This window comes from Algoriphagus limi (genome assembly GCF_024919275.1).
GTDB classification, from domain to species: domain Bacteria; phylum Bacteroidota; class Bacteroidia; order Cytophagales; family Cyclobacteriaceae; genus Algoriphagus; species Algoriphagus limi.
The window spans coordinates 846,371-859,982 of sequence record NZ_JANWGH010000001.1; the positions used below are offsets into that span (position 1 = coordinate 846,371).

At 37.7% G+C, this 13,612-nt stretch carries 10 protein-coding genes and 2 tRNA genes; 7 read left to right on the plus strand and 5 right to left on the minus strand.

Features of this window, described 5'->3' with window-relative positions; genetic code table 11:
* Positions 1–27 precede the first annotated feature (27 nt).
* The gene (locus tag NY014_RS03720; RefSeq protein WP_259413187.1) at positions 28–882 is read right to left on the minus strand and encodes a PIG-L deacetylase family protein; all 855 of its coding nucleotides are present in this window, start codon (positions 880–882) and stop codon (positions 28–30) included.
* Positions 879–4,292, minus strand: a complete 3,414-nt coding sequence (locus tag NY014_RS03725; protein ID WP_259413188.1) for a HEAT repeat domain-containing protein — start codon at positions 4,290–4,292, stop codon at positions 879–881. The genes NY014_RS03720 and NY014_RS03725 overlap by 4 nt, the downstream gene beginning before the upstream one ends.
* Positions 4,293–4,631: 339 nt before the next feature.
* On the opposite strand from NY014_RS03725, the gene NY014_RS03730 reads away from it, so the two are divergent.
* From NY014_RS03730 to NY014_RS03750, 5 genes are all read left to right on the plus strand, one after another.
* Positions 4,632–6,200, plus strand: a complete 1,569-nt coding sequence (locus NY014_RS03730; RefSeq protein ID WP_259413189.1) for an arylsulfatase — start codon at positions 4,632–4,634, stop codon at positions 6,198–6,200.
* A 57-nt stretch (positions 6,201–6,257) separates the two neighbouring features.
* Positions 6,258–7,271: an HAD family hydrolase gene (locus tag NY014_RS03735; protein ID WP_259413190.1), complete on the plus strand. Its 1,014-nt coding sequence runs from the start codon at positions 6,258–6,260 to the stop codon at positions 7,269–7,271.
* 1 nt (position 7,272) lies between these two features.
* Positions 7,273–7,827, plus strand: coding sequence for a hypothetical protein (locus tag NY014_RS03740; RefSeq protein ID WP_259413191.1), 555 nt, complete (start codon positions 7,273–7,275; stop codon positions 7,825–7,827).
* A gap of 82 nt (positions 7,828–7,909) precedes the next feature.
* The gene (locus tag NY014_RS03745; protein WP_259413193.1) at positions 7,910–9,085 is read left to right on the plus strand and encodes a helix-turn-helix domain-containing protein; all 1,176 of its coding nucleotides are present in this window, start codon (positions 7,910–7,912) and stop codon (positions 9,083–9,085) included.
* Positions 9,086–9,257: 172 nt separating this feature from the next.
* Positions 9,258–9,911, plus strand: a complete 654-nt coding sequence (locus NY014_RS03750) for a porin family protein (protein WP_259413194.1) — start codon at positions 9,258–9,260, stop codon at positions 9,909–9,911.
* A 114-nt stretch (positions 9,912–10,025) separates the two neighbouring features.
* On the opposite strand, the gene NY014_RS03755 is transcribed toward NY014_RS03750, so the two are convergent.
* Both NY014_RS03755 and NY014_RS03760 read right to left on the minus strand, forming a co-directional pair.
* Positions 10,026–10,097 (minus strand) — tRNA-Glu (locus tag NY014_RS03755).
* Between the two features lie 31 nt (positions 10,098–10,128).
* A tRNA-Glu gene (locus NY014_RS03760) sits at positions 10,129–10,203 on the minus strand.
* Positions 10,204–10,386: 183 nt separating this feature from the next.
* Here NY014_RS03760 and gap point away from each other — a divergent pair.
* Both gap and NY014_RS03770 read left to right on the plus strand, forming a co-directional pair.
* The gene (gene gap / locus NY014_RS03765; protein WP_259413195.1) at positions 10,387–11,406 is read left to right on the plus strand and encodes a type I glyceraldehyde-3-phosphate dehydrogenase; all 1,020 of its coding nucleotides are present in this window, start codon (positions 10,387–10,389) and stop codon (positions 11,404–11,406) included.
* Between the two features lie 402 nt (positions 11,407–11,808).
* Positions 11,809–12,858 (plus strand): hypothetical protein, encoded by a 1,050-nt coding sequence (locus tag NY014_RS03770; RefSeq protein ID WP_259413196.1) that lies wholly within the window; start codon positions 11,809–11,811, stop codon positions 12,856–12,858.
* A gap of 93 nt (positions 12,859–12,951) precedes the next feature.
* Here NY014_RS03770 and NY014_RS03775 read toward each other — a convergent pair whose 3' ends face one another.
* The gene (locus NY014_RS03775) at positions 12,952–13,563 is read right to left on the minus strand and encodes a TIGR04282 family arsenosugar biosynthesis glycosyltransferase (RefSeq protein ID WP_259413197.1); all 612 of its coding nucleotides are present in this window, start codon (positions 13,561–13,563) and stop codon (positions 12,952–12,954) included.
* Positions 13,564–13,612: the final 49 nt, after the last annotated feature.

Genomic DNA, 13,612 nt, shown 5'->3' on the forward strand with positions numbered 1-13,612 from the left:
TTTTTATGCTGGAAATTTACTTATCGTTTATTTCACCTCATGAAAATATTCTCTACCAAATACTCGTGAATAGATCCAAGTCGGGATTTGATCATGATAAGGCATTAAATCCTGGAAAACCTTTTGTTGACTTTGATGTGCATGCATAGCATCTAAAACCTGATGGAAATACAGATGGGTATCGATGGAAAAATCAGGAGTAGGAAGTCCTTTTTTAGGATCCCTTGGGTAATTCCGTTGAAATCCAGAAGATACTTTTAAAGCAAACTGAATTTGTTTGGGGGAAAGGGTAACCTGGAATAACTGGGTTGGTGAAAAATCTCCTTGTCCCTTGTTTTCTAAAAACACCTCTTCCATAGCAAGACCACTTAATCGATGATCTGAATGGCCATATAAACCAACCTTAGAATCATAACTTAAAAGGATATCAGGTTCAATTTGAGTAATCCAATTAAGTGCTATCCTTTTTAAACTATCCAATCCCAAATCCTCTAATCCACTATCAGGATAATCCAAATGATGTAAATGCTGGATTCCTAAACTACTTACAGCATCTTGCATTTCCTTTTCTCGAATAGCGCCTAGTTCTTCTCTGGTAAGTTTTCCTTCTGTATCTGCCGCCTCACCTTTTGTCAAACAAACCAAATGAACTTGATAGCCTGCCTCAATTAAGGAGATCAAGGTTCCTGCAACAGTTATTTCATCATCTGGGTGAGGAAAAAAAGCTAAAACAGTTTTGGACGCTTGATTTGAAATCAATAAATCCTTTTCTGGAATATCACGGTCATGAAGAAGTTGATTTCCAATAAAAATCAAAATAAAGGGGAATAGCAAGATTAAAGAAATCAATCCTGCTATCCCCCATTTCAAGAGTCTTTTCATTCTTCTTGATTCAAGGTAGACAAGAAGCTTACTAAATCCCGGATTTCACGCTTGCTCAATATTTGCCCCATATTTGGCATACTGGAAGGAGCTAATTTTTTGGACTTGATTTGATCAACAGAATAGGTTTGCTCTTCCCCATTTCCAGATCTTAAGCTTACACTTCCTCCTTCATCCGCTAATATGGTACCGCTTACGCTCTCGCCATTGTTCAATTCCAGAGTAACGAATCCGAAATTCGGAGCTAACCGAGCACTTGGATCCACCAAAGCAATCAACAATTCCTCTCTGGAAAGTTTATTGGCAATGCCATTCAATTTTGGGCCAGCATTTCCTCCCATATCATCATAGGCATGACATCGGATACATTGTGCTGCTTGATTTTGGAAGAAAATAGTTCGGCCATTTCGAACAGTACCTTCTGCCAATGCCCCTTGGAACACTTTCCATGCCTCACCATTTGATTTAGCTTCCAACTCCAGATTGAATTGGGAAATCAAATCTTGGTTACCTGTTTTATCAATCGCCTCTTCCAATTCAATCCAAACTGCAGGGTCTAAATTTCCAGATTTGAATTCATTCAAAATGGTATTCCAACCAGTAAAAGAACTGGTACCATCAAGTGTAGCTAATGTCAATAAAGCCTGCCTTTTCTCATCATTGGACCGATTTTGAATAATATTCAATAAAAGGCTTTCCTTCTGCTCAGCATCTAAGCCTGACTGAGATAATAAAGAAAGTCCAGCTACTCTAACAGATTGATTTCTATCATTCATTGCGGAGGGAATCGCTTCAGATAATTCAGGAGCACCCATCCTATCCAATGCCTCAAGCGCAGTAACTTTCAAATCTGGATCTGATGAAGTTTTTACCTCCGCAAGCAACGCTGGACCTGCTGCCGTAATACCCGCTTTTCCAAGCGCCTTGGCAGCTTCAAGACGAACATTAGGATTATTGTTTTTTAACAAGCCCAACAAAACAGGATAGGCTTTTTCTCTTAATAAAGTCGGCTCACGATTGACAACTCCTCTATATCGACCATCTACTCTATCCACCACAGAAGGCTTAGCCCAAGTTCCTATTGCAGCAATGGCTTCTGTTTTAAGTGCTTCAGGAATATTATTTCTAGCAGCATAAGCCAACAAATCATTTAACTGTTGCTCACCTCCTACCCGCTGATTAGCACTAATGACTCTTCGAAGCAATGGTTCGTTTTGGAAGGAGGTAGTTCGAATCAAAGCCGCCAAATCAGGTAAGGATTCTTCTACCGAAAAATCATCATGAATAGCTCTTGCAGCTTCAGTGACAATTAATTCATTTTCATCATTCAAGAATTGGGAAAGTCCGGGACTTTCTAATCTTCGAAGGGCAATAACTGCGCCCATCCGAACAGCGGGAGAAGTATGATTATAAAGACTTGTAAGTTTTTCCTCTTGGCCCAATCTTGCCAAAGCTAAACTAGCAGCGTGCCGTATATAAGCATCCTCATCATTATTTTGAGCTAACAATTCAACCAAACCATCGTAGGCATCTTGATTTGACGTTCGCCCCAAGGCTTCTGCGGCAAAGAACTGAGCTCTTGCATTTTCATCCTGAAGGTTTTTAATCAATTGCTCACCAGCTTTTGAATAACGGATATCTCCAAGCCATTTGGCGGCTTGCGCACGGATTTCGGAGTCTGAATCAGTCAAATAAGGAACTATCAAATCCCCATAGTCCATATTTTCAAGACGAGCCAATTGGCTCAAGCCCACAATTGCATGAATTCGGGCATATTGATAGGATGGATCAGCCAAAACCTCCTTGAAAATTTCGGCTCCTTTATCACTTCTTTTTGCAAGTTCAAATTGTGCCTTTCTCCGGACTCTTAGGTCTTCATGATAGAGTTTGTCTTTTAGCTCTTCCTCGGAAAGCTTTTTATAATCTGATTGAAGTTCTTTTTGTGTATCCGCTTGCAACTGCCATCCCTTAGCTGTTTCATCCTCAAGCTTCCAGATTCGACCATAATTTTTTGTACCCCAACCCGTAATCCAATCTGCAAAATACAAGGTGCCATCTGGTCCAAAATCCATTCCTGTTGGTAAAACTCCAGATAGTATTTTTTCGGTGGTTTTTAATTCAAAAGTGGCTCCTTTTGGTTCAAGGGTAAATGCATGGATTGCCGAATTTGATGCATTACCTACAAATTCCACTACAAAAAAGTGATCTTTCCATCGAGGACCCAGTCCGGCACCCGGATTAAAAACCATTCCCGTAGGTCCGGAGACATAATTTAGAATTGGTGGTGTAATAAAGGCTGCTTGTTTATCCCATCGTGGAGTAAATAAGCGTTCATCCATCCAAACTTTGTAGGGGTTATTATCCGGGTCACGGTATTTCCCAAATTGCCAGTTGATACGCCAACCTGTATCAGATCCGTTGGTCAGATATACCATTCGCTCTTTTTCTCCTGCATGATCCCCATCGTTATCTACCGAGATCAAATTGGTATGCGCATCAAAAACAAACTCATGGGTATTTCGAACACCCATCGCATAAATTTCAAAGTCAGATCCATCTGGATTAGCCCTCGCAATAACGCCTCGATTGGGATATTTCCATTCTTTTCCGTCAGGGCCTTTTCCATTAAAACCGATATCACCTATCCCCCAATAAATCCTACCGTCAGGTCCCATTTCCAAGCCGGACATCCCATGAGCTCCAAATCCAATATGAATTCCATATCCATGAGATAATGACTCCTTTTCATCCATGATACCATCTCCATTGGTATCAATCAAGCGCCAAAGATCAGGACCTACTCCAACAAAAAGGGCATCCTCCCCTTTCATCACAGCCCCTGCCACATCGGTTACTTCATCGTTGAAGTCTTCCACTACTAATTGGGATTCATCGGCATATCCATCCCCATCTGTATCAGAAAGGCGATAGATTTGTTCTTTTTCAACCGTCATATCCCGCCAATCATGGGAACCATCTCCATTGAGGTCATCTAACCAGGAATTGATTTCACTCCGTTCCGGAGATAATTCCTCGTGAAGAAATTTTCGCTTGTCCTCGATGGTTTGAAGACTGATAGAACGAATTTCCCAATCCTGATGACCTCGAATATCAAATTCTGAATTTTTCTGACGAATAGTTCGAGAGTAATATAAATCCCCATTGTCGGTAATGTGAATTGAGATTGGGTCATAAACCAAAGAATCGACTGCCCAAACCGAGAGATTAAGACCTTCTTTAATAACTGGACTAACTTGGGTTTTAGCAGCTTCAACTTGAGTTAGGATTTCCTCTTTGCTTAGTTTCTTTATTCGCAGATCTACCGGTTCCTTTGGCTTACATGCGAAAACTAGAGATGTGGAAATAAAAGCACCTAAAAGGAGCTTTGAATAGGAATGTGAAGTAGGCATATTTTAGGTTTAATGGATGTCAATTCTAAAATAGTGAAAATCAATTGATAGCCTATTCCATTTATCAATTTCAAAATTTTCAACCTGAATTTTAACCCTATTTATTTTAAAGGGATTATCAAAAAATCGATACTCAAAAAGATTATAAAAGATCTGAAAATTCACTCATAAATGCTTGAAAAGGCATTTTCTCCCTAAGAATTCATCAATTCTTGACAATATCAAAGGAATCTTTACAAGATTACCTGAACATTAATCTTTTACACGAATTAGGGGTTCTCCTTTTTTTATTTTTGTAAAATGAATAAATTCCAAAATATGTTTTTAAAAATATCTCAAATGAAAAACAAAATTTTACCGCTTTTTCTCGTACTATTTGGGTTCTCCTTTTTTGCTTTTTCCCAAAGTAAAAAGCCCAATATTCTGGTCATCTGGGGAGATGACATTGGCACTTGGAACATCAGCCATAACAACCGTGGAATGATGGGCTACATGACACCTAATATTGATCGGATTGCCCGAGAAGGTGTTGGTTTTACAGATTATTATGGACAACAATCCTGTACAGCTGGCCGTGCGGCTTTCTTGGGTGGAAATGTGCCAGTTAGAACAGGGATGACCAAAGTAGGTATGCCTGGAGCTCTTGAAGGATGGCAAGAATCTGATGTAACGATTGCTACTGTAATGAAAAGCCTTGGTTACAATACCGGGCAATTCGGAAAGAATCACCAAGGTGATAGAGACGAGCATTTACCTACCAATCACGGATTTGATGAGTTTTTTGGTAACCTATACCACTTAAATGCGGAAGAAGAGCCAGAAAATGAAGATTATCCAACTGGCCTAATCTTGGCTGATGGAACCAAATTTGAAGACAGATATGGCCCAAGAGGTGTAATCCATAGCTGGGCTGATGGAAAAGGTGGACAACGAATTGAGGATACGGGACCACTTACCAAGAAGCGAATGGAAACCATTGATGAGGAGACTTTAGTAGCAGCAAAGGAATTTATCAAAAAGCAAGTAGAAGATGGTAAGCCTTTCTTTACATGGTGGAATGCCACTAGAATGCACTTCCGTACTCACGTAAAGGAAGAGCATAGAGGAATCTCTGGACAGGACGAATACAGTGATGGAATGGTGGAGCATGATATGATGGTTGGTGAATTGTTGGATCTCTTGGATGAATTGGGAATCGCTGACAATACTATCGTCTTCTATTCAACAGATAATGGCCCACACTATAATACATGGCCTGATGCAGGAACTACTCCATTCCATGGCGAAAAGAACAGCAGTTGGGAAGGAGCATTCAGAGTTCCTGCTTTCGTGAGATGGCCTGGGCAAATTCCAGCTGGTGTAACCTTAAATGGTATCGTTTCACACGAAGATTGGTTACCTACTTTCGCAGCTGTGGGAGGAGATCCAAACATTTCCGAAAAAATCATGAATGGTGTAACTCTAAATGGAAGAACATATAAAAATTATATCGATGGAGTTAATCAGCTAGATTATTTGACAGGAAAAGCAAAAGAATCGCCACGAAAAGGCTTTGTATATGTCAATGATGCAGGTTCTATTGCTGCATTAAGATACTCTGATTGGAAAGCTATGTTTTTGGAAAATAGAGCTGATCAATTACAAATTTGGTTAGAGCCATTCGTAGAATTAAGAGCTCCTTATTTGATCAACTTAAGAAGAGATCCATTTGAAAAAGCTCTTTACGGCTCAAACACTTATTATGATTGGTACATAGACCGAGCGTATATCCTGATATCAATTCAAGGTTATGCTTTTAATTTCCTATCAACTTTCAAAGATTACCCACCTAGCCAAACGGCTGGTGATTGGAGCCTTGGAAAAGTTGAAAAACAAATTGAATCCATGGTTAAAGCTAACAATCAATAAATTTTAATCTAGAGCTATGCCAAATCCAATGGCATAGCTCTTTTCTTTTTTACAAATATGAATACAAGAATTATTCGCAAAAACTGGATTTTCACACTCTTTATATTTGGCCTTGCATGTCAAGCCCCTGAAGCTCAAAAAGAAGTAAAATCAGATGAGCCTAAATTACCTTCATGGAATGAGGGTGAAAACAAAAATGCAATTCTTGACTTTGTGGAAAAAACCACAACCGTAGGAAGTTCTGACTTTGTTCCGGAAAAAGATAGAATAGCAGTTTTTGATAATGATGGTTGTTTATGGAGTGAACAACCATTTTACTTCCAATTAGCATATGCTATAGACTACGTCAAAAAGGAAGCTCCAAATCATCCTGAATGGAATGATTCTCCAGTTTTAAAAAGTGCTATTGATGGGGATATAAATGGCATTTTGTCAAAAGGCGAACATGGAATAATTGAAGTGGTAATGGCCTCTCATACAGGTATGACAGCTGAGGAATTTTCTCAAAATGTAAAAGATTGGTTAGCTACAGCGAAACACCCTGAAACAGGAATGGCTTACAATCAGATGATTTATCAGCCTATGGTGGAATTACTTTCATATCTGAGAGCTAATGGCTTTAAAACCTTTATTGTCTCGGGAGGAGGAATTGATTTCCTGAGAGTTTGGGCAGAGGAAGCCTATGGCATTCCTCCCTATCAGGTGATAGGTTCTTCAATTAAAGCCCAATACGAAGAAGTAGATGGTAAAAAAGCAATAGTCAAGACACCTGAATTAAACTTTATCGATGATAAAGAGGGAAAACCTGTAGGAATCCATCAACACATCGGAATGCGCCCAATTATCGCAGCAGGTAATTCTGACGGAGACTATCAAATGCTAGAGTACACTACACAAGGTAGCGGTCCAAGATTAGGAATTTTGATTCACCACACCGATTCTGAAAGAGAATTCGCTTACGATAGTTTGTCTCCTATTGGAAACCTGAAAAAGGGCCTAATTGACGGCCCAAGTTTAGGCTGGGTTATCGTTGATATGGCAAAAGATTGGAGTCAGGTTTATCCTAAATAAAATGAGGAAAATACTTTTAGCCATTCTCTTTTTCTATGTATGGCAATTTGGCTTTAGTCAAGAATTAGAATCAGAAAAGTCTGAACAAGAAGAGGAATTCAGTCCAATTATTAGAGTAGCTTTAATTACGGGAAACTCACACGTTCCAAATGCCTTTGAAGGTGAAAAGCAAGTCTCAATAATTCCCTTTTATGGTTTCGATGTAGACTATTTTGTTCATCCACGATGGTCTTTTGCATTACAGGGAGACCTCAAATTACAAAGCTTCGAAGTTGAACATGAAGGAGTAGCTTTAGAGAGAAGCTACCCTTTTTCTTTAGCGACGGTTGCTCATTATCATTTCAAAAGACATTGGTCTGTTTATTTTGGACCCGGCTGGGAATTTGAAAAAAATGAAAACCTATTTCTATGGAAATTGGGCTCTGAGTACAGCTTTGAAATAAGTGAGACCTTTGAAATTGCTCTAAATCTCTCTTATGAAGACAAACAAGAAATTTATGACTCTTGGAATTTTGGAATAGCGTTCAATAAGCTTATTTGGAAGAAAAATAAATAAAATAAGTTTTTTTAGACTTTTATAAAGTTCTAGATAAATTTAAAGATTATTCGATTTTAAATTCTAGTACTTAACACGAGTCATGCAGTTTTCTTTAGAAATCAAAGATCTTATTTATCTGGGATCTATTTTTCTTGGATTTATTACCGGGACTGTTTTATTAATTTTTGGGTTTAAAAAGAAAAAAGCCAACATCTTGATAGGCTTATCCTATCTAACTATTTCTTATGGAGTTTTTTTAGTGTTTTTAATTAGTTCAGGCTACCATATTTATTTACCTCAAATTTATAGAACAGGGAACATAGCTGGGTTACTATTTGCCCCCCTTTCCTATTTATATATTCGACAAATCATTGAAGATAGACCTGTCAAGCTAGTGGATATCTTACACTTGGTTCCCGCACTATTATTCATTATTGATTTTTTTCCAATTCTATTTTTGATCCCTATTGAAGAAAAAATAGCTTTAATACAGTCAGAAATAGATGATCCTGCGGTATTTGTCTATTTCAATCAGAGCCGTTTCTTCCCGCCCAACTTTTATACTTATGCAAGAACCTTGTTGATTTTGGCCTATTGGGTTGCTTCAGTAGTTATTCTTTTCCGGTTTGGTAAAACCTTTGAAGAAAAGAAAAATGCATTCGGTAAAGAGTGGATTATTTGGATGAAAACATTTTTGATCAGTAATCTCTTATTATTCGTTCCATTCCTTCTTTTATCCCGTATTGTTGATTCTCAATTGGGATTTGATTTATTGCACTTTTCTGGCGCTATCGTGATTTTGATCAACTCAATCATGGTATTATTCTTCCCTAAAGTTCTGTATGGATTAGATGAGTTTGATTTTATTCTAAATCAGGAAAAAGAAATAAATGACAAGGATAAAGAAGAATCTCATATTCTCACACCTGATAAAATCCAACTAATTGAAATGAATCTTGAAAGAGTAATTGAGGCAGAGAAGGTTTTTCTTCAAAATGGATTAACTATTTCTGAATTGGCTCAAAAAGCTGATATACCTAATTACCTTTTGACCATTTATTTGAATCAAATCTTAGGCGTCAGTTTTTCTGATTTTATTAATGAAAAAAGAGTTGAGGAGTGTTGCAAAAAAATAAAAGAAGGTAAGCTTCAACAGGTAACACTAGAAGGCTTGGGTATTTCATGTGGTTTCAATAATAGAAATTCCTTTATTGCTGCCTTCAAAAAATATAAAGGAATGACACCTTCAGCCTTTACCAAATCACTTAATCAATAAGGTAAAAATCATCATCTTTTCAAACGATACCTTTTGACCAATAAAAACACATAAAATCCCCAAGAATCTGTTCATAATCATTGAGAATGGACAAATTCTCAAAAGATAATCTTAAAGATTTCCAATAAATTGTAAGTAAATGTATTTGAAACTTCATTCACAAAATCAGACTATGAAAAAGCTAATTGGATTGTTAGTGCTACTTTTTGTGGCTCAGATCACTTATTCCCAAGAAATAAGGCTAAATACTTATGGCGGTTATATTTTTAAAAATACTGTAAACTCCTATTACACGAATTCTTCTTTTTACGAAGGAACGATACAAGACGGATTTCGATGGGGAGCTGGAATAGAATATTACATCCAAGATAAGGGTGGGATTGAAATTCAATATTTAAGGCAAAATACCAATGTACCTACACGCTATGCTGATGGTATTTTTGGTGGAAATATTCAGTTTACTGATTTTGATTTAGGGATCAATTATATAATGATCAATGGAACAAGGTATTTTTCAGTAAGTGAAAAAGTGGAACCTTTTGCCGGTGCTGGATTAGGTTTAGGTATTTTTTCGGTAAAGAATCCTGACAATGGAAACAACAATACTGCTACGAAGCTCTCTTGGAATGTAAGAGGTGGGGCTAATTTATGGTTAGCCGAAAATGTAGCGTTACGCGTACAAGCTTCCTTGTTTTCGGCCGTGGAGGCCATTGGCGGAGGGTTATACTTTGGAACAGGAGGATCTGGTGCCGGTCTTAGTACCTACTCAACTATGTACCAGTTTGGTTTAGAGGGAGGATTAGTGTTCCGGATCCCTCAAAAGTGATTCACGACACCATAAAAAACAAGTTCCCGACCAAAGGCCGGGAACTGTTCTCTTTAACCACTAACAACCATAAATAAAAAAGATTTTTTCTCCGGGTGATTGAGTTGGAGATAGTAGTCCGTACGGGAATCGAACCCGTGTTTCATCCGTGAAAGGGATGCGTCCTAACCCCTAGACGAACGGACCGGGGTATTTTGATCTAAATAGACCCATGAAATGGTAGTCCGTACGGGAATCGAACCCGTGTTTCATCCGTGAAAGGGATGCGTCCTAACCCCTAGACGAACGGACCATTTTTATCGGAAAAGATGCCATTTCCGAAAGGTTGTGCAAATATAGAGGTCTGTTTTAAGAATAACAAAGCACCCAAAAAAAATTCTTTATTTTCTGCCTAAGTGTTTGATTCAAAGGAGGAAAAATTTTCACTCCATAAAAGCTTGGAATTATTCCTAATTTTGAATCAAATATCAAATAAATGAACCCAAACAAAACCATTCGAGTAGCTATCAACGGATTTGGAAGAATTGGAAGATATACTGCCAAATTACTTCTCTCTCATCCATTTATTGAATTGGTGGCTGTCAATGACTTAGCAGATAATGCCTCACTAGTTCATTTGCTAAAGTATGATTCCATCCATGGAAAGTTTGAAAAAGACCTGGTTTTGGAGGATGGTAAATTAAAAATTGGAAACAAAGAGATTAGACTGTTGACTCAAGCTAATCCTGAATTGCTTCCATGGGCTGATTTGGGTGTTGATATTGTGATAGAGTCAACCGGAAGGTTTACTTCAAGAGAAGCTGCAAATAAGCATATTCAGGCAGGTGTTAAGAAAGTCATAATTTCCGCACCTGCAACAGATCCATCTATAAAAATGGTTGTGCTTGGAGTCAACGATTCAATATTAACCGGTGAAGAAAAAATTATCAGTAATGCCTCCTGTACCACCAATTGCCTGGCACCTATGGTTCAGGTTTTAGATGAAGCATTTGGCGTAGAAAAAGGTTATGCTTCTACCGTGCATTCCTATACCAATGATCAAAACCTGCACGATGCGCCACACCGAGATCTTAGAAGGGCAAGAGCTGCGGCATACTCTATTATCCCAACAACCACCAACGCCGGAAAAGCATTGGATAGCGTATTACCCAATTTAGAAGGAAGAATAGAAGCTTCCGCTATGCGGGTACCTGTACCGGATGGTTCACTGACTGATTTGATCGTAGAACTGAAAAAAGAAGCAAGTGCGGAAGAAATCAATCATGCGTTTGAGTTAGCAGCAGCAGGAAAATTAAAAGGTATATTAGAGGTAACTCATGACCCAATTGTTTCCATGGATATCATTGGAAATCCGCATTCATGTATCATTGATTCGGCATTAACTTCCAGCAAAGGTAATTTGATCAAATTGGTTGGCTGGTATGATAATGAAGCGGGGTACTCAAATAGACTTGTAGAATTGATTGAATATATTTTCAATCTGGGAAGACAATAGATTTTCATGAAGTAACCCAAAAGGTTACTAGTTAAAAATTCGAAAAGAGTCTTTCCAACCATTCTTTGAATGATTGTCTCCCTTTTTTGAAAACAAGATTTTTTTAGGTGGAAATTGAATAGCAGTCTAGAGTAATTCTCGGAAATTTCGCTTATTCAGAATTGAAGAGTCTTCGGTTCAAAAATCAAACTATTTACTTTTCGGTCTGATTTTTTCCACAAACACCTATTCCTTACATTTTAGCAATTAAGAGGAGAAGTCTGAAGCTATACTAGACTATCTCTGAAATATTATATCATAAATAGGATATTTTATATTTAGGTTATTTTTTAATGTATTTTTTTTATTTTAAAGATATTTGAGCCTATATTTTAACTTTAACCAACCTTTTATTCTTTAATCATGAAAAAAGCAATCTTTAATTTATGTGGATCAAAATCATTTGAAAAAAGTGGAATCAGTTTATTTTTAATTTTCGCAATCGCTGGTTTAAGTATGCTATTTAACCAAGCTGCATTCGCTCAAAAAAGTTTATCTGAAATTGCCGAAATGAATGATAAGCAATGGGATAAACTAGTCAAATCTCATAAAACCGGGTTAAACCACATTTATGCAGTGGAAGGACTAATTGGCGCAGAGCTTTTCGAAAAGGAAAATATGCCTGACCCTAAGAAAATCGGGGTTTTGACTTTTCAATTATGGGATGAATCAACTTGGAAATCTTCTAGTGCAGGAGGCTGGGTCTATTACGAAAAGAACTTTATCACAGAAGAAGGAAGTAATTTTATTTCGAATGAATTATTAGGTCAGATGCTTCCAGTGGTTGAAAGTAAGTTTTCTGAAGTCGGTATAGAAGTTCAGGAGCCTGATGAATACATTGATAATGAGGAAGAAAGAACATTATACAATGAAGGCCCAAATAAAATTGAGTTGAGCGGAATTTTGAAGGTTTTTAGCGGAGGACTTTTAGATAGATTGCAAGGAAAGAAAGATGGTCAGGGAACCGTCTCAGCGGATGGATATGAATTCTACCCAATTACCCCATCAATATTATCCAGTGATTATAAAGCCCCTTCTACCTTGGGTCTATTGGCTGAGGATCTTGGGGTGGATGCCCTGCTTGTCGTGGCTGTAAGAGTAAGTATCGAAAAAGCAGGTAAATTATTGGTCTGTAACGGAATTGAAATGGGACTCTATGGTCCTGTAGCAGACGATGAATCCATTGATTATTCTGGAGTTATTGGAGCAAAGACGGTCAATATATATAGAGGGGGGATGATGTATAGTACAGCATTTTTCGAGGTAGAAGAGGTTCCTTTGGGAGATATGGATAAGAATACTGGAGAAATTACCCAGTGGTACACAGACGGCCTTCCTACGATCACCGAAAGGATGATGGATGATATGATCTATGGATTGGAAAAGTTTAAAGCCATGGATACCTCTAAATAAAATATTTCAAACCTTAAAAAAGTCTCCCTCAAAGCAATAATTGGGGAGACTTTTTTATTCACTGATTATAAAGCTGGGAAGAAAAGAATAATGTTACCCTGGAATACTCACTATCAAATGTTTTAATCGATTCCAATCATCCAAAGTATCTAGATCAGAAAGCTCAGTAAGTGATTTATAGCTAAGACCTATCGAGGTACATTTTTTAATAGTTTTCTCCAAAACTTCATTGGTACTCCATGGAATACCTTTAAATAGTTCAGGTCTTGGTCTTTTCATCCCAATGAGGTAGTAGCCCCCATCCAAAGCAGGACCCAAAACCAATTCATGACTTTCTAAATATTCAAAAGCTTGCTTCAAATGCTCACTAGTCAATTCAGGACAATCCGTCCCGATTAGCACCACTTTTTCATATCCTTTGGCTAGAATTCTTTGTATGGCTTCATTCATCTTATTTCCTAGATTCCCGATTTCTTGGATTTGATAGTGAAATCCTTCTGTTCCCGGAATATTTTCAGAAGGTAAATAAGAATCAAAAAACAAGAATTTATCAGCCGGATAGGAGTTGCAGGTTTTATAGCATGTTTCACAAAGCTTTAGATAAACCTCCAAAGCCTGATCCTCTCCTATATCAGCTGCAAGTCTTGTCTTAACTCTTCCTTTTTCGGGGTTCTTCTGAAAAATGATAATTGCTTCTTTTCTCATTTTACAAAACCTCTGAATCCATTTTAGATAAAGAGAAAATTGAAAATTT